At 70.6% G+C, this 16,626-nt stretch carries 19 protein-coding genes; 3 read left to right on the top strand and 16 right to left on the bottom strand.

The window, feature by feature from the left end; genetic code table 11:
* Positions 1–67 precede the first annotated feature (67 nt).
* The 14 genes from LXT23_RS27500 to LXT23_RS27565 form a co-directional block, all read right to left on the bottom strand.
* Positions 68–1,279 carry an acyl-CoA dehydrogenase family protein gene (locus tag LXT23_RS27500; protein WP_253983291.1) on the bottom strand — a complete coding sequence of 404 codons (1,212 nt, stop codon included), beginning with the start codon at positions 1,277–1,279 and terminating at the stop codon, positions 68–70.
* Positions 1,280–1,379: 100 nt separating this feature from the next.
* Complete coding sequence (locus LXT23_RS27505) at positions 1,380–1,841, bottom strand: GNAT family N-acetyltransferase (protein WP_253983292.1); 462 nt, start codon at positions 1,839–1,841, stop codon at positions 1,380–1,382.
* A gap of 6 nt (positions 1,842–1,847) precedes the next feature.
* Complete coding sequence (locus tag LXT23_RS27510; RefSeq protein WP_253983293.1) at positions 1,848–3,263, bottom strand: NAD(P)(+) transhydrogenase (Re/Si-specific) subunit beta; 1,416 nt, start codon at positions 3,261–3,263, stop codon at positions 1,848–1,850.
* Positions 3,260–3,553: an NAD(P) transhydrogenase subunit alpha gene (locus LXT23_RS27515; RefSeq protein WP_169345576.1), complete on the bottom strand. Its 294-nt coding sequence runs from the start codon at positions 3,551–3,553 to the stop codon at positions 3,260–3,262. Before LXT23_RS27515 ends, LXT23_RS27510 begins: the two co-directional genes overlap by 4 nt.
* Position 3,554: 1 nt before the next feature.
* A complete protein-coding gene (locus LXT23_RS27520; RefSeq protein ID WP_323379087.1) occupies positions 3,555–4,706 on the bottom strand; it encodes a Re/Si-specific NAD(P)(+) transhydrogenase subunit alpha in 1,152 nt (383 codons plus the stop codon).
* A gap of 110 nt (positions 4,707–4,816) precedes the next feature.
* Complete coding sequence (locus tag LXT23_RS27525) at positions 4,817–5,203, bottom strand: SpoIIAA family protein (RefSeq protein WP_253983294.1); 387 nt, start codon at positions 5,201–5,203, stop codon at positions 4,817–4,819.
* Between the two features lie 45 nt (positions 5,204–5,248).
* Positions 5,249–5,668 carry an STAS/SEC14 domain-containing protein gene (locus tag LXT23_RS27530; RefSeq protein ID WP_253983295.1) on the bottom strand — a complete coding sequence of 140 codons (420 nt, stop codon included), beginning with the start codon at positions 5,666–5,668 and terminating at the stop codon, positions 5,249–5,251.
* Between the two features lie 42 nt (positions 5,669–5,710).
* Positions 5,711–6,130, bottom strand: a complete 420-nt coding sequence (locus LXT23_RS27535) for an STAS/SEC14 domain-containing protein (RefSeq protein WP_253983296.1) — start codon at positions 6,128–6,130, stop codon at positions 5,711–5,713.
* 32 nt (positions 6,131–6,162) lie between these two features.
* Positions 6,163–6,846, bottom strand: coding sequence for an STAS domain-containing protein (locus LXT23_RS27540; RefSeq protein ID WP_253983297.1), 684 nt, complete (start codon positions 6,844–6,846; stop codon positions 6,163–6,165).
* 17 nt (positions 6,847–6,863) lie between these two features.
* Positions 6,864–7,364 carry an STAS domain-containing protein gene (locus LXT23_RS27545; RefSeq protein WP_253983298.1) on the bottom strand — a complete coding sequence of 167 codons (501 nt, stop codon included), beginning with the start codon at positions 7,362–7,364 and terminating at the stop codon, positions 6,864–6,866.
* Positions 7,361–7,936 (bottom strand): SpoIIE family protein phosphatase, encoded by a 576-nt coding sequence (locus LXT23_RS27550; RefSeq protein WP_253983299.1) that lies wholly within the window; start codon positions 7,934–7,936, stop codon positions 7,361–7,363. Before LXT23_RS27550 ends, LXT23_RS27545 begins: the two co-directional genes overlap by 4 nt.
* Positions 7,927–8,658 carry an ATP-binding protein gene (locus LXT23_RS27555; RefSeq protein ID WP_253983300.1) on the bottom strand — a complete coding sequence of 244 codons (732 nt, stop codon included), beginning with the start codon at positions 8,656–8,658 and terminating at the stop codon, positions 7,927–7,929. Before LXT23_RS27555 ends, LXT23_RS27550 begins: the two co-directional genes overlap by 10 nt.
* Positions 8,655–9,065, bottom strand: coding sequence for an ATP-binding protein (locus LXT23_RS27560; protein ID WP_253983301.1), 411 nt, complete (start codon positions 9,063–9,065; stop codon positions 8,655–8,657). The genes LXT23_RS27555 and LXT23_RS27560 overlap by 4 nt, the downstream gene beginning before the upstream one ends.
* 299 nt (positions 9,066–9,364) lie before the next feature.
* Positions 9,365–10,198 carry a class II glutamine amidotransferase gene (locus tag LXT23_RS27565; RefSeq protein WP_253983302.1) on the bottom strand — a complete coding sequence of 278 codons (834 nt, stop codon included), beginning with the start codon at positions 10,196–10,198 and terminating at the stop codon, positions 9,365–9,367.
* A 202-nt stretch (positions 10,199–10,400) separates the two neighbouring features.
* Here LXT23_RS27565 and dnaK point away from each other — a divergent pair, with 202 nt between their 5' ends.
* Positions 10,401–12,008, top strand: a complete 1,608-nt coding sequence (gene dnaK, locus LXT23_RS27570) for a molecular chaperone DnaK (protein WP_253983303.1) — start codon at positions 10,401–10,403, stop codon at positions 12,006–12,008.
* Positions 12,009–12,973: 965 nt separating this feature from the next.
* Here the strand turns inward: dnaK and LXT23_RS27575 are convergent.
* The gene (locus LXT23_RS27575) at positions 12,974–13,687 is read right to left on the bottom strand and encodes a hypothetical protein (protein WP_253983646.1); all 714 of its coding nucleotides are present in this window, start codon (positions 13,685–13,687) and stop codon (positions 12,974–12,976) included.
* Between LXT23_RS27575 and LXT23_RS27580 the strand changes: the two genes are divergently transcribed.
* A complete protein-coding gene (locus tag LXT23_RS27580; RefSeq protein ID WP_253983632.1) occupies positions 13,686–14,702 on the top strand; it encodes a J domain-containing protein in 1,017 nt (338 codons plus the stop codon). The genes LXT23_RS27575 and LXT23_RS27580 overlap by 2 nt on opposite strands.
* Positions 14,703–14,723: 21 nt before the next feature.
* On the top strand, positions 14,724–15,479 hold the full coding sequence (locus LXT23_RS27585; protein WP_253983304.1) for a CvpA family protein: 756 nt from the start codon (positions 14,724–14,726) through the stop codon (positions 15,477–15,479).
* Between the two features lies 1 nt (position 15,480).
* Here the strand turns inward: LXT23_RS27585 and clpX are convergent, their stop codons facing one another.
* Complete coding sequence (clpX, locus tag LXT23_RS27590) at positions 15,481–16,551, bottom strand: ATP-dependent Clp protease ATP-binding subunit ClpX (protein WP_253983305.1); 1,071 nt, start codon at positions 16,549–16,551, stop codon at positions 15,481–15,483.
* Positions 16,552–16,626: the final 75 nt, after the last annotated feature.

A 16,626-nucleotide genomic window follows, 5' to 3' on the forward strand; every position in this document is an offset into this window, starting at 1 on the left:
CCGCTCCACTGTGGGGTGTCCACACACAGAGACCGTGACGTGCCTCCCGCGGAATCGCGATGACCCTTCAGAACAGCGGGTCCTTCGGATTCAGCCCGAGCCCCAGCTCCAGCCGGCCGAAGTTCTCGCCCGCGGCGTCGAAGTTGATGCCCGCGTGCACGGCCATGGCATGGATGTCCCGCCAGTAGCGCTGCAGCGGGTTGCTCTCGAAGTTGGCACCCGCGCCACTGGCCGTGTAGAGCCGCTCGACGGCGCGCACGCACAGGGTGGCGGCGTAGGCGTAGTCGCGGCGCACCTGCACGCGCTGCTGCAGGGTCAGCATGCCTCCGGGGCGCAGGGTGTCGAGCGCCCGCCGCAGCAGCAGCTGCGCGGCCTCCAGTTCCGCCGACACCTCCGCCATGCGGATCTGCTGGTGGGACAGCGTGGCGACCTGCTCGCGGCTGAAGGTGGTGTAGCGCGTGCGCATCAGCTCACGCCACGTCTCGTACGCCCCGAGCGCCGCCCCGATGATGGGCGCGACCAGCGACGACGCCATCGGCGGCAGGAAGGGCAGCTGGTAGAGCGGCGAGGCATGCACCCTGGAGCCCGGGGAGCGCCCCTCGCGCACGTCGCCCAGCGCCATGTTGCGGTGCTCCGGCACGAACACGTCGTTGACCACCACGTGGTTGCTGCCGGTGCCGCGCTGCCCGGCGACGAACCAGGTGTCCTTCACCTGGAAGTCGGCGCGCGAGACGAGGAACAGCCGCACGTCCGGAGGCCCGGCCTCGGCGCCCGCCGCGGACGGGACGATGCCCGCGAGCAGCGCCCAGCCACAGTGCTGGATGCCACTGGCCCACTGCCAGACGCCGGTGAGCCGGTGGCCGCCCTCCGTGGGCACCGCCTGTCCTCCGGGCGCGTTGACGTTGGCGATGCACGCGTCCGGGTCCGCGCCCCACACCTCCTGCTGCGCGGCCTCCGGCATCATCGCCATCAGCCACGAGTGGATGTTGAGGAAGGAGAAGCACCAGCCCACCGAGGCATCGGCCCGGGCAATCTCCAGCGTGGCGTCGATGAACGCGTCCAGCCCCAGCTCATGCCCCCCGAAGCGCCGGGGCGTGAGCAGCCGCACGAGGCCCGCATCGATGAAGTCGCGGATGAGCGGCTCGGGGACCCGCCGGCCCGACTCGGCCTCTCCCGCGAGGGCGCGGACCCGCGGCGCGAGCGCCTTCGCGCGGGCAACGGCCGCTGCTGCGTCGAGGTGAGGGGGAGCGACGGAGGACTGCACGGAGTTGACGCTCATGCTGTGGGTTCCAGTCCGCGGGAGGTCGAAGCCAGCCCGAGGATACCAGCCCCCTGCCAACAGCTTCCAATGCCCCCAGGTCACAGGGGCAATCGGATTGTCAGGGCCGCTTCTCGAGCACCACGAACGTGGGCGAGGTGTAGCCCTCGTGGGTGCCGTGGCTCCGGAAGGTGTACCCCTGCCGCGCGTACCAGTCCTGATGCTCCTGGAGCGCGAGCCGCACGTTGAGCCGCACCGGCAGGGGGCCGAGCGCCCGGGCACGCGCCTCCACCGCCTCCATCAGCGCCCGCGCCACGCCCTGGCCACGAAAGGGCGGGAGCACCGCCAGCCGGTCCAGGTACACGTGGTCCTTCCGGACGTGGAAGAAGACGCATCCCTGCGCACCGGACGGCGCATCCGCGAGGAGCGCGCCGCCGTCCCGCAGCTCGCGCCGCACCACCTCCTCCGTCTTGCCGTGGGCGCTGGACGGAGGATCCAGCCGCCCGCGGTACTCCTCGAATGCCTCACGCAGCAGGCGCGCCAACAGGGACGCGTCCGCATCCACGGCCTCGCGAATCTCCACTTCCGCCTACTCCTTCAGCGCCGCGGTGAACTGGGTCAGCGTCTTCTTCGCGTCGCCGAGCACCATCATGGTGTTGGAGCGGACGAAGAGCGCATTTTCGATGCCGGCGAAGCCGGCGTTGAGCGAGCGCTTCAGCACCAGGCACGTCCTGGCCATGTCCGCGGACAGGATGGGCATGCCGTAGATGGGGCTGCTCTGGTCGGTGCGCGCGGCGGGGTTGACCACGTCGTTGGCGCCCACGACGAGCGCCACGTCGGTGGCGGCGAAGTCGTCGTTGATGACCTCCAAATCGTAGAGGTGGTCATACGGGACGTTGGCCTCGGCGAGCAGCACGTTCATGTGGCCGGGCATGCGGCCGGCCACCGGGTGGATGGCGTAGCGCACGTCGCAGCCGTTGGCCTGGAGCGCGTTGGCCAGGTCCCGCACCGCGTGCTGCGCCTGGGACACCGCCATGCCGTAGCCGGGCACCACGATGACGGAGCGCGCGGCACGCAGCACCTCGGCCGCCTCCTCCACGCTGCCCACGTTGGGCGCGGGCCCGGCGGGCGTGGCCCCCGCCGTCATGGACTTCTGCTCCGGCGCCGCGCCGAAGGCGCCGAAGAGCACGTTCGCGAACGAGCGGTTCATCGCCTTGGACATCATCATGCCCAGCAGGAAGCCGGAGAAGCCGTCCAGCGCGCCGCAGATGATGAGGACGTTGTTGCCCAGCGCGAAGCCCGTGGCCGCCGCCGCGAGGCCCGCGTACGAGTTGAGGAGGCAGATGACCACCGGCATGTCCGCCCCGCCGATGGGCAGCACCAGCAGCACGCCCAGCAGCACGCCCAGCACCGCCACCGCGTAGAAGGCCCAGGACGCCCCCGGCATGTAGACGAGCAGGCCAATCAGCCCGAGCGTGCCGGCAATCATCAGCATGTTGGACGCGTTCTGCCCCGGGTAGGTGACGGGCCTGCCGGTGATGAAGCCCTGCAGCTTGCCGAAGGCCATGAGGCTGCCGGTGAAGGTCAGCGCGCCCAGCGCCACCTCCAGGCCAGTGGCCGTAATCTGGAGCGTGCTCATCTTCGGCCCGCCATGCTCCAGGTACTCGACGACGCCCACGAGCCCCACCGCCAGGCCGCCGAAGGCGTGCGAGAGCGCGATGCGCTCGGGCATCTTCGTCATGGGAATCCACAGGCCCATGCCCGTGCCCACCGCCGAGCCGATGAGGATGGCCAGGATGATCCACTCCCACCGGACGATGACGCCGGACACCGCCACGCCGTACAGCAGCGTGCCGGCGACGGCGGCCACCATGCCGACCTCCGCGAGCAGCACGCCCCGGCGCGCCGTCTGCGCGTCGCCCAGGTCCTTCAGGCCCAGGATGAAGAGGATGGACGCGGCCAGGTACAGCAGCTGGACGAACGTCTCGGTCGTGGAGAGCGTCACCGCGTGCCTCCCTTCTTCTTGAACATGCGCAGCATGCGGTCGGTGATGAGGAAGCCGCCCACCACGTTGATGGTGGCCGCGAGCACCGCCACCGCGCCCAGCACCGTCGACAGCGTGCCGTAGTGGCCTCCCGCCGCCAGCAGCGAGCCCACCAGGGAGATGCCGGAGATGGCGTTGGTGAAGGCCATCAGCGGCGTGTGCAGCAGGTGCGGCACCTTGGAGATGACCTGGTAGCCCGTGAAGGCGGCCAGGAAGAAGACATAGAGACCGAAGATCAGCGTCAGTGACATGTCAGCTCTCCCTCAGGGCCACGTCCGCCACCGCCGGGTGGACGATTTCACCGCCGCGGGTGATGAGCATGCCCCTCACGATTTCATCCGCGGTATCCAGCTTCAGGGCGCCGTCCTTGTCGGTGACGTGCGCGAGCAGCTTCTCCAGGTTGCGCGAGAACATGGCGCTGGCGTGCACCGCCAGCTGGCTGGGCAGGTTGCGCTCGCCGATGACGGTGACGCCATTCTCCGTGCGGTAGCGCTCACCCGGGCGGGTCAGCTCGCAGTTGCCGCCCTGCTCCGCGGCGATGTCCACCACCACCGAGCCGCTCTTCATCCGCCGCACCATGTCCGCGGGCAGCAGCAGCGGGGCGCGCCGGCCGGGCACCAGCGCCGTGGTGATGACGGCGTCAGACTTCGCCACGTGCACCGCCAGCGCGTCCGCCTGCTTCTTCTTCGCCTCCTCGCCCAGCTCCTTCGCGTACCCGCCCGCGCCCGCGGCATCCTCGATGTCGATGTTGACGAAGCGGGCGCCCAGGCTCTCCACCTGCTCCTTCACCACCTTGCGGACGTCGTACGCCTCCACCACCGCGCCCAGGCGCCGCGCCGTGGCGATGGCCTGAAGGCCGGCCACGCCCGCGCCCAGCACCAGCACCTTCGCGGGAGGAATGGTGCCCGCGGCCGTCATCAGCATGGGGAACAGCTTCGGCAGCGCCTCGGCCGCGAGCACCACCGCGCGGTACCCGGCGATGGTGGCCTGCGAGCTGAGCACGTCCATCATCTGCGCCAGCGTGGTGCGCGGCACCATGTCCATGGCCAGCAGCGTCACCTGGCGCTGGGCAATGGCCTTTGCCAGCTTCGGGTTGGACATGGGGTACGCCAGGCTCACCAGCACCGAGCCGGGCTTGAGCAGCTCCAGCTCCTCCGGACCCGGGGGCTGGACCTTGAGGAGCACGTCGGCGGCGGCATAGACGGCCGCGGCGCCCGACTCGAGGCGCGCTCCGGCGGCGCGCAGCTCCTCGTCGGAGCACTCCGCGCCCAGGCCCGCTCCGCTCTCGACCACCACTTCGTGCTTCTTGCCGACGAGGCGTTTCACGCTCTCCGCCACGAGCGCGACCCGCCTTTCGCCCGGCACCGTTTCACGGGGAATGGCGATGATCATGACGGGGAGCATAGGCGAACACGCCCGCTCCCATCTGCCCCGCCCGGAGAGAAGTCCCTACCTGCCCTCCGGTACTAGGGGATACCCCCGATGCGTCCCACCACCGCGGTGTCAGGCGCGGCTCAGGCGGCCCGCTGCGAGTGCTGCGCGGCCACCCAGTCCTTCGCCTCGTCCTCGGTATCCACCGTGATGAGGGGCCGGGTGCCCGGGCGGCCCCCCTGCGCCATCACGCTCGCGATGGACCTGACGGCGAAGCTCGCGCCGAAGATGAACCGGCTCGCGAAGGGGGCCGGGTCCGGGTGCTCGGCGAACGTCTGCCGCAGCTCCGGGGTGATGCCGGTGCTCTGCCGCATGTCGGCGACGAGGTGGAGCGTCGGATGCTGCGCCTGGAGCTCACGCGCCAGGTCCTCCAGCTCGCGGAGAAGCTTCACGTCGAAGGCGCCGACGACGACGACCCGCAGCGTGCCCGGCGCCTCGAGCCACACCTTGTGCGGTCCCAACGTCCTCATGGTTCCCATGCTCGGAGTCCCCCGCGATGAGAATCGAGGCGTGGCTCAGGCGGTCTTCTTCGCGCGGTCTGCCTCGCGCTGCTTCGCCACCCAGGCCTTGGCATCCTCCTCGGTCGCCACCATGGCGAAGGCGGTGGTGCCCGTGCGCCCGAGGAGCTGCTGGGCGCGGATCATCATGTTGATCATGGTCCGCATGGCGAAGCTGCTGCCGTACATCGCCGAGCCCACGTAGGGCAGGTAGTCCGGGTTCTCGCCCAGCAGCTTGCGCACGTCCGCCGTCATCCCGGTGCCCTGCCGCGCGTCGGTGATGATGTAGAGGCGCGGATAGCGCTTCTGGAGCTCACGGGTGAGCGCGACCGACTCCTCCAACAGCTTCATGTCGTACGGGCCCACCGTGACCATCCGCACGGTGTCCGGCTCCTCGAACCACATCTTGTGCGGGCCCAGCGTCCACATGGTCTGCATGGCAATCTCCTAGGGATTCAATCCAGGTCGGGGCAAAACGGCTCAGGCGGTCTGCTTCAGGCGGTCGGCCTCGCGCACCTTGGCCACCCAGGCCTTGGCCTCCTCCTCGGTGCCCACCATGACGAAGGGCCGGCTCGAGGAGCGCCCCAGCAGGCTCCCGGCGCGGACCATCATGTTGATCATCGTCCGCATGGCGAAGCCGGTGCCGAACATCGCCGAGGCCGCGTAGGGCATGTAGTCCTCGGAGGTGCTGAGCTGCTTGCGCACGTCCGCCGCCATGCCGGCGCCATTGCGCGCATCCATGATGAGGTAGAGCGTCGGGTGGCGCTTCTGGAGCTCCAGCACCAGGGCGCGCGACTCCTCCAGCAGCTTCATGTCGTACACGCCCGAGAGGGTCACCCGGACCGTGTCCGGCTCCTCGAACCACATCATGTGGGGGCCCAACGTCCACACTGCACCCATGCTCTTGCTCCTCGCTTACGGTCCGGGTTGGCTCAGCGCTGCGCCGTCGGCGTGCCGCCAGCGTGCTTGCGCAGGTAGAGGAAGCACTCGCGCAGACCTTCCTTCAGGCTGCCGAGCGTCTTCACCTCACGCAGGTCCACGCCAATCTGGACCAGCGTCTGGGCGATGAGCGGGCTGATGCCCGTCACCACGCAGTACGCACCCAGCAGGCGGGCCGCGTTCACCATCTTGATGAAGTGGTTGGCCGTCATCGTGTCCACCACCTCCACGCCGGTGATGTCGATGATGACGCAGCGGGCCTTGCCCTGGACGATGCGGTGCAGGAGCCGCTCGGTCATCTCCACCGAGCGCTGCGTGTCCACCACGCCGACGATGGGCAGCGTGAGGATGTCCTCCCACAGCTCGATGATGGGCGTGGACAAATCCCGGATGGCCAGGCGCTGCTGCTCGATGGTGGAGAGCTTCTCCTGGAGCTCGCGGTGGCTGGTCTCCAGGCGGCTGAGCGCCTCGTCGTGCCCGCGGCGCGTGCTGTCCAGCTCGCGCACGAAGACGTTGAGCGTCTCCTCCAGGGCGGCGAGCTCGTCGTGCTCCTGGATGTTGATGGTGGTCCGCTCCGGGGAGAACTCTCCCACGGAGATCATCGACAGCACGTCGATGATGCGGCCGATGCGTTCAGGGTCGATGGTGAGCTGCTGGGGCTTGGGCAGGGCGCTCATGATGGGGGTGTGGTTCCTCAGACAGCGGACTTGGGGAGGGCGGTAGCAGGGGGCAGACCGAGCATCTCGTCGGCGAGCTGCTGGGCGGCTTCCCGCTCGGTGCTGGCGGTGCGCCCGCCCACCACCTGCACGCCGAGCAGCGTCAGCCCCTCTTCCAGGCCCAGGGCCGTCTCCACGCCCTCCAGCTGGATGCCCATGCTCTGCAGGGTGAGGGCCACGTCCGCGCCCATGCCGCTGAGCACGGTGCGGGTGCCCATCAGCCGGGCCGAGCCGGACAGGCGGGCCAGCACCGCGCACAGGTGGCTGTCCACCAGCCACAGGCCGGAGATGTCCACGACCATGCCGCGCGCGCCGGTGCGCTGGATGTCGCGCAGCACGTCCGAGCACAGCTGCGCGGCCTGCGCATCCGTGATGTCTCCCTGCAGGGGGACGATGAGCTGGCCCCAGAGGGGGATGATGGGGATGCGGGAGATCTCCCGCTCGGGGCCGGAGCCCCCCGAAAAGTCATGCTGGCTCATACGGTCTCCACATCCGCCACCAGCACGGTGGCGTCGTCGGTGGTGCGGGCGTAGCGCTCCATCAGCAGCGCGCAGGCCTCGCCGGGTGGAAGGCTTCGGGTGGGCTCCAGGTCCAGCCTGAAGCTGAGCCCGTCGCTGAAGAACACGAGGCGGTCCCCGTGCTGCAGCGGCGCGGAGGCCGTGCGCAGCGAGCGCATGGACTGGCCGAGGATGCCGGGCGTGGGAATCACCGGCACCTTGGTGCCCCGGGAGCGCAGCTCCACGTTGCCCACGCCGGCGCAGTGCAGGGTGTGGCCGTCGAACAGCCCCAGCATCACCGCCGCGCCCCGGCCGTTGCGCAGCGCCGCGTGCAGCGCGTCCACCACGGGCCCCACGCCGCCGCTGAGCGACTGCTGCTCCAGGCACCGGGCCGCATCGGACGCCACCCGGGCCGCCACCGGGCCGTGGCCCAGCGCGTCCACCACCGCCAGCAGCGTGTGAGCGCCCTCCTGACGGACCAGCGCGATGTCGCCATTCTCCTGCTCACCCGACTTGGGACGCGAGCGGTGGGCGATGGTCAACCTCAAAGCCATACCTCGAACTCCACCTGGGTGCCCGTGGGCCCGGTACGCACGTCGAACCGGTCCGCCAGACGCTTAACGCCCAGCAGCCCCAGGCCCATGCCCGTCTTGCTGCGATAGGTGCCCGACAGCACGCGCTCCAGGTCGGGAATGCCCCGGCCCTGGTCCTCGGCGCGCACGCGCAGCAGGCGCTTGGGCGTCTGCTCCGGGGCGAGCTGGATGGTGCCGCCGCCGGCATACGCAATCTGGTTGCGCGCCAGCTCACTCACCGCGGTGGCCACCTTCTGGCACTCGAAGCCTCGGCCACCGAGCGTCTCGCACAGCGCCCGCGCCGCGAGCCGGGCGTGGCTGGCGTCGGACTCGTTGCGCACCAGATAGGTGGTGGGCCGCGTGGGCGTCTGCGGCGCGGCGGGCCCCTTCAGCGACACCATGGGCATGGGCGCCGGCGTGGGGATGGGCGCGGAGGCCGGCGCTGCGTAGGAGGGCGCCCCGGAAGCGGGCGCCGTCAGCGTCCGCAGCTGCGCGGCCAGCTGCGGCCTCCGGGACGGGTCCACGAAGTGGCGGGTGGCCGGCTCCAGCGCCTCGATGACGCGCGGGAGCTCCGCGGCACCGACCGACTCCAGCGACAACCGCAACGGCTCCAGCGTCCCGCGCAGCACGAGCCGCGCCGCGGTGTCCGACATGAACTGCTGCAGCACGCGCAACAGCTCGGCGCACATCGAGCCCCGGCTCACCAGCGCCTCCTTTCCTGGAGAACGACCCGCTTGCGGGCCACCACTTCAAGACCTCCGCCCTCGCGATTGGTCACCTGGACGGCATCCGTCAGGCGCCGCACCGCCGCGCCCCCTTCGCCCAGGCTCTCTCCGGGCAGCGGCCCGGGACGGCCGTCGCGGCCGGTGAAGAGCCGCTCCGGCTCCACCATGCCGGGCCCCCGGTCTCTCGCGCGGATGAAGAGCCACTCCTCCTCACGCCACAGCTCCACCGTGCCTCCCGCGCCCGCATGACGCACCAGGTTGGTGGCCAGCTCGCTGACGACCACCGCCACCTCCGCGCTGGCGGCCGCCGCCATCCCCACCTGCCGCGCGAAGCGACGGCCCAGCGCGGCGGCGACGGCGGCGTCCGACTTCAGGCGGACCTCCACGCACAAGGGGGACTCGGGAAGAGGAATTGGAGAGTGCTGGGCCGGCAAGCTCATTCCTAGCGGAAAATTTCGATGAGACTCACCAAAATAGTCCTCCAATCTGACGGTTATGTAAAGTGGTGCACACCGTACCCACCGGTACCCACTTCCTTTTCGCGGAAGCTCGGGCTAGAACGCGGACCTTTTGGGTATTGGAACCCGGCTTCACCGGATTGAGTCGGGAAGCTCTGAGTTTTCAGTCTTCAGGACAAAGCAGGCTAGCGGGCACAGGGGAGCCCAGGCTCCCCGCGCCACACGCATCACGCCTCGTGCAGGTGATGCACCTGCAGGTCCGGGCCGACCACCAGCGTGGTGCCCTGGGTCAGCTCCACCCAACCCGCGGGACGCTTGAGGTGGCTGGCCACCACCACCGTGCGACGGCGCCGGTGCGCGCCCACCGCGGGCTGCGACTCCGGCGTGCCCGGCGTCACGCCACAGCGCTCGCACTCCGCCGAGCCCTCCAGCCGCGTATAGAAGAGGGGCTGCTCACCGAAGCGGCACGCCACCAGGAGCGAGCCGTTGGTGGCGACGAGGTTGAGCGTGGGCGTGCGCGTCACGCCCGAGTCGAAGGCGGCCTTCATCACCTCGCGCGCGGCGTCCGAGAGCACGTGGCCGGCGACGCGCGGCTCCAGCCTCGGGTCGTCCGTCCGGCCGAGGTCTCTCAGGTGGCGCAGGAAGACGCCGAAGAGCACCTCGCTGTCGGTGCCGCCCCGCACCTGGCGCCGCAAGTGCTCCGGCAGCGACTCCAGCAGCGGCGCGCGAAGCGACTCGAGGCCCGTCACGCTCCCCTGGTGACCGAACAGCCAGCGGCGGGCCCGGAACGGCTGGGTGTTGTCCTCCAGCGACAGGCCGACCGGCAGCCTGCCGCCATGGAAGAGCAGCGCATCGGACTCGTGCGGCGGAGCAAGCGAGGCCAGCTCCAGTGCCTCGTCGCTGGCGAAGCGCCGCAGCAGGACCTCGTCCTGGGCATAGGTGCCCACGCCCATGGCGTTGGCCCGATGCTCCGCCCGCAGGAGGACCTGCCCGGCGAGCCGGTGCAGCTCGCAGCCGAGCAGGTTGGGGTCTGACGTGAACGCAGCGAGGATGACGGACATGGGTGAGGCCCCCTCTTCCAGTTCATAGATAATGTCGCCACCCCACCCCCTCAAGCCAGCAGGCGCGCTCACTCGCCTCCTCGCTAAGTGCTTGAAATGGCTGGGCTTTGCGTGATTGGAACATTGACAGTTCCCGTCCGGGGCAACTAACCTCCCCGCGCTTCACCGACGGGCCTGTTTGCAGGTCTTCACCGGAGATGGAATGGCGGACGACATCGCAATCGGCATCGACCTGGGCACGTCCTATTCGTGCGTCTCGGTGGTCCAGGACGGCCAGCCCGTGGTCATCCCCAACGAGTGGGGAGAGACGACGCATGCCTCCTGCGTGTCCTTCCTCGAGGATGGCTCGGTGCTGGTGGGCAACGCTGCCAAGAAGAACATCATCACCAACCCCGAGCAGACGGTGTACTCGGCGAAGCGGCTCATCGGCCGCTACTACTTCTCCGACGAGGTGAAGAAGGCGCAGGCGGTGATGCCGTACCGCATCGTCGAGGGCGACAACAACTCGGTGCGCATCGCCGTGAGGGAGCGGACGTACTCGCTGCCGGAGATCAGCGCGCTGGTGCTCAAGGAGATGAAGGCGGTGGCGGAGACGTACCTGGGGCGGGAGGTGACGAAGGCGGTCATCACCGTGCCGGCGTACTTCAACGACAACCAGCGCCAGGCCACCAAGGACGCGGGCCGCGTGGCCGGGCTGGAGGTCTTGCGCATCCTCAACGAGCCCACCGCGGCGGCGCTGGCGTACGGCTTCGGCCGGGACGTCAACCAGCGCATCGTCGTCTACGACCTGGGTGGCGGCACGTTCGACGTGTCCATCCTGGAGATTGGCAAGGACGTCTTCGAGGTGCTCGCCACGGCGGGTGACACGTACCTGGGCGGCGACGACTTCGACGACCGCATCATGACGTGGCTGGCGGACGACTTCCTGGCGAAGACGCGGCTGGACGTGCGGCAGAACAAGTACTGCCTCCAGATGCTCAAGGAGGCGGCGGAGAAGGCGAAGATCGACGTGGGGCAGACGGGCACGGCGGACATCCTGTGCCAGGGCATCTGCCAGGACGCGCAGGGCAACATCATGGACCTGCGCGGCACGCTGACCCAGGACCAGTTCAACCGGATGGTGATGGACCTGGTGCAGCGCACGTTCAAGGTGTGCGACGAGGCGCTGCAGAGCGCGCGGCTGACGGCGGCGGACATCGACGCGGTCATCCTGGTGGGCGGCCCGACGCGGCTGCCCATCATCCGCAACTCGGTGAAGCACTACTTCCAGAAGGACCCGCTGGAGGGCGTCAACCCGGACCAGGTGGTCGCCATGGGCGCCGCGCTCCAGTCGCACGCGCTGCTGGACAGCAAGACGGAGACGTTCCTGGTGGACGTCACGCCGCTGACGCTGCGCATCGGCACGGTGGGTGGGTACACCGAGAAGATCATCGACAAGAACACGCCGGTGCCCATCGACCGCTCGAAGACCTTCACCACCAGCCGCGACGGGCAGGAGAAGGTGAAGATCCGCGTGTACCAGGGCGAGTCGAACCGCGCCGACGAGTGCGAGATGCTGGGCGAGTTCGAGTTCTCCGGCTTCCGCATCGGCTACCGGGGCGAGGTGAAGATCGAGGTCACCTTCGAGATCAACACCGATGGTCTGGTGAATGTGTCCGCGTGTGACACGGAGACGGGTCAGAAGACGTCGACCACCATCACCCTGTCTTCCGGCATGAGCGAGGCCGACATCCAGCAGTCCATCCAGGCGAACCGGAACACGCGTCTCGCCGGCCACAACACCAACGACCTGCCCGCCGTGGCCCAGTAAGTGGCCCGATAGACGACGCCGATGTCCCAGCCTTCCGACCCCAGCACCGGCAAGCCGCCGGGAGCCCCGCCCGGGACACCGGCGGCTCCCGCACGCCCCGCCATTCCCCGGGTGACGGCCGCCGTTCCCGGCGCCGTGACGCCACCGGCGCCGGCCGCCGCGGCGCCCCAGGCCCCACGCCCGCCACAGGCCCCCGCAGCGCAGCCTCCGGGCGCCGCGCTGCCCCCTGGGGCCCAGGCTCCGCACGCCGCGGCGCCCGGTGCTCCGGCCGTCCCGCCGCGCGCGACGGCCACGGGCCTCCCCACCGTGGCAGCCCCGACTGCGGCATCGCGTCCCACGGCCACGGGCATTCCCAGCGTGGCGGCTCCGACGGGGGCACAGCGCCCCACTGCTACCGGCATTCCTGCCGTGTCGGCCCCGACTGCGGCACAGCGCCCCACGGCCACGGGCATTCCTGCCGTGTCGGCTCCGACAGGGGCACAGCGTCCTGCGGAGACCGGCACCCCTGCCGTGTCGGCCCCGACGGCGGCACAGCGTCCCGTAGCCACCGGCACCCCTGCCGTACCAGCCCCGACGGCGGCACAGCGTCCCACGGCGACTGGCCTTCCCACCGTGGCGGCTCCGACGGCGGCACCGCGTCCCACTGCCACGGGCATTCCGGCCGTGGCGGCCCCGACGGCGGCGCAGCGTCCCACCGTCACCGGCATCCCCACCGTGGCGTCGCCACAGCCCGCGCCGGGCAGTGCCTCCGCCCAGGGGCCGGGGGCTCCCGCTCGCGCAATGCCGGGCAACGCGCCCGTGGCTCCGTTCCAGCCGGGACAGCCATTGGCGGGTGCGCCCCAGGCGGTACCGCCCGGCCATGCGATGAACCCCAGCGCTGTGCCCGCGACGGGGCCCGCCCCGCGTGGCACTCCCATGGGCCTGCCGTCCATCACTCCCGCGACAGCGGTCTCGGGGCCCGCGCCTCAGGGGACTCCCGCCGGGCTGCCCTCCATCACTCCCGCGACAGCAGTGCCGGGGCCCGCTCCTCGGGGGACTCCCGCCGGGCTGCCCTCCATCACTCCCGCGACAGCGGCTCCGGCGACTCGCGGCGCGCCCGCCGAGGTCCGGCCTCCTGCAGGCTCCGTCCCCACGGCTCCGCCGGCTTCCGCCTCGCAGCGCGCTACCGTCACCGGCCTCCCCACTGTCGCGGGCTCCGGCCCGGCGGCCGCGGCGATGCAGAGACCTGCCTCGGGTGCCAGCCCGGGCGTCCCGCCCGTCACGGGCACCGTGCCCACCGTGGCGCCGGCCGTGCCCCGTGCCACGCCGGGCGTCCCTTCCGGTATCCCGCCCGTGGCCGGTGCTGCCTCCGCGCCTGCCGGGACTCCGGCCATCGCCGCGCAGCGCCCTCCCGCGGGCCCGGGGCCCGCGATGCCTCCGGCCATGCCGCCGGCCGTCGGTGCCGCGCAACGCCCTGCCACCGGTCCCGTCCCCGCGATGCCTCCGGCCATGCCTCCCGTGATGCCTTCGGCTGCGATGCCTCCAGCGATGCCTCCGGCCATGCCGCCCGCGATGCCTCCAGCGATGCCGCCGGCCATGCCTCCAGCGATGCCTTCGGCCGCGATGCCTCCGGCCATGCCTCCCGCGATGCCGCCGGCCATGCCTCCCGTGATGCCTTCGGCCGCGATGCCTCCGGCCATGCCGCCGGTCATGGGCGCCGGAGTGCGTCCGCCCGTCGCGAGCACGGCGGCCCCTCGCCCGCCTCCCACGCTCGCGGTGGGCCAGCCCGTGGCGCCGCCTCCCACCGCGGAGGCCACGCCGGCGCGTCCCGGGGCACGCCCCACCGTCTCGCTGCCAGCGCTGGCCACCGCGGGCACCCCGCCGCGTCCGCCTCCCGCCGTCGGGCCCGTGACGGCGCCTCCGCCGTCCGCCGCCATGCGCGTGGCGCCCGCCGTCCCCGGCATTGCCCCCATGGCGCACGCCGTCCCCGGCATCCCTCCGGTGCCCGCCATTCCGTCGATGGCGCCGATGGTGCCGCCCATCGCCCCGGCCATCCCTTCCGTGGCCGCACGGATGCCGCCCCCACCGCCCGCCGCCGCCATGGCCCCGCCGCCGCCTCCCGCCGAGGCGAAGGGCCCGGGCCTGGACATGCAGCAGCTCATGGACCTGGAGGACCGCACCTCCAAGCTGGACCAGCTCGACTACTTCGAGCTGCTCACACTGGAGCGGACGGCCACCCCGGCGGACATCAAGAAGGCCTTCTACCGCGAGAGCCGCACCTACCATCCGGACCGCTTCTTCCACGTGGAGGCGAAGGAGCTGAAGGACCGGGTGCACGAGCTCTACAAGCGCGTCACCGAGGCGTACTACGTCCTGCGCGACGACACGAAGCGCAAGAAGTACCTCGCCGACATCACCGGCCCCGAGCGCGCGCAGAAGCTGCGGTTCACCGAGTCCTCCGAGGCGGAGACCAAGGCCGCCGCCAAGAAGGAGCAGGAGGAGCAGATCGGCACCCACCCGAAGGGGCGCCAGTTCTACTCCCAGGCCCAGAAGGACAGCGACGGCGGCAACCTGTCCGCCGCCGAGCGCAACCTGAAGATGGCGCTCACCTACGAGCCGTCCAACGCCCGCTACAAGGAGCGTCTGGCGGAGGTGCAGAAGCAGCTCGCGGACGACGCCAAGGCCAAGGGCGACTCGTCTTTCAAGATCCGCTGACGGAGCTCAGGGGGGAGCCCCATGGTCATCGACCTCATCATCCTGGGCCTGGTGGTGTTCTTCGCCATCATCGGCGCCATCACCGGCGCCTCGCGGCAGGTGGCCAACCTGGTGGGGCTGGCGGTGGGCTACTTCGCCTCGCGCCAGCTGGGCCGGGTGCTGGGCCCCCGGCTGGCGGACGCGCTCGGAGGCCCGCTGTTCCTCGGCGTCGTCGTGGGCACGGTGCTCGTCTTCATCTGCGTGTGGCTGGCGGTGCGCTACGCGCTGGGCGCGCTGCTGCTGCGCATCCTCGGCTCCGGGAAGCACTCGGAGGACCGGGGCGTGGACCGCTTCCTGGGCTTCATCCTCGGCGGCGCGAAGATGGGCATCATCGCCTGGGTGCTGCTCAGCGCCATCGCCTTCTTCGAGCAGCACGTGGTGGTGGCCGGCCGGCGCGTCGGCCTCTCCCCGAAGGAGTCGCTGTCCATCAGCCTGGCGCGCCGCTTCAACCTCTTCGAGATGACGCAGTTCGCCCCGGTGGGCAACCTGGTGCGCGTGGCGAAGGCGTCCGCGGACCCCCAGAAGGCGGCCCGCCTCCAGGAGGACCCGTCCTACAAGGCGCTGCGCAAGGACGCCCGCTTCCAGCGCCTGCTCCAGGACGACAAGCTGAAGCAGGCCCTGGCCCGGGGAGACACCGCCACCCTGCTCCGCAACGACCTCGTCCTCCAGCTCATCCAGGACCCGGACGTGGCCGCCCGACTGGGCGCGGCCGCCCGGGCCTCGGAGCGCGGAGACTGACTCACACGCCGATGTGCGCGGAGTCCAGCCCCACCAGCCGCTGGCGCACGAAGTCCGCGTCCACCTCCACGCGGCGGCGACGGTGCTCGGGCGCCTCGAACATGATGTCCGCCATCACGAACTCCAGGATGGAGCGCAGCCCGCGCGCGCCCAGCCCCCGCTCCACGGAGTAGCGCACCACCTCGCGCAGCCCGCCGTCGGCGAAGTCCAGCTCGATGTCGTCCATGGCCAGCAGCTCGCGGAACTCGCGGACGATGGAGTCCGGCGGCTCGGTCAGCACGCGGATGAGCTCCGGCTCGCCCAGCTTCTCCAGCTGCACCACCACCGGCAGGCGGCCGAGGAACTCCGCCAGCATCCCGAAGTCCACCAGCTGCTTGGTGCTGATGCGCCGCCGCGAGCGCTTCGCCGCGTCCTCGGCGCCAAAGCCCATGGCCCGGCCGCCCTCGTCGCCGTACTCGTGCAAATCACTGAACGTTCCCGCGCAGATGAAGAGGATGTCGCGTGTGTCCACCTGCACGAAGTCGCTCTTGTTCCACGCCTGGGTGACGTTGAGGGGCACGTAGACGTCGCGGCCCTCCAGCAGTTTGAGCAGCGCCTGCTGGACCCCCTCGCCGCCGATGTCGCGGCTGCCCGCCCCGTTGCGCGCGCCCTGGGAGCGCCGGGCAATCTTGTCCACCTCGTCGATGAAGATGATGCCCCGCTGGGTGTCCTCCACCGAGTGGTTCGCCTTGAACAGGAGGTCGGAGATCATCACCTCCACGTCCTTCCCGTAGTATCCGGCCTCGGTGTACTCCGTGGCGTCCACCGTGGTGAACGGGACGTTGAGGATTTCCGCCAGGTTGCGGGCAATGTGCGTCTTGCCGCTGCCGGTGGGGCCAATCAGCAGGATGTTCGATTTCTTGATGAGCGACTGCCTCCGCAGCCGCCGCGCCTGGATGCGCTTGAGGTGATTGTGAGCGGCGATGGCCACCGCACGCTTGGCGGCATCCTGCCCGATGACGAAGCGGTCCAACCGCTCGTAGATCTCCCTCGGCGTCTGCACCCCGTCTTCCCTGCGTGCGGACGACTCCATGTACCCTCCCCTTCTGTCCACGCGTCCTCCCGGACTCCCTGGGAAAGGGTAGGAATTGAATGGAAGGCTGGCCCG

The sequence above is a fragment of the Pyxidicoccus xibeiensis genome (assembly GCF_024198175.1).
GTDB classification, from domain to species: Bacteria; Myxococcota; Myxococcia; order Myxococcales; family Myxococcaceae; genus Myxococcus; species Myxococcus xibeiensis.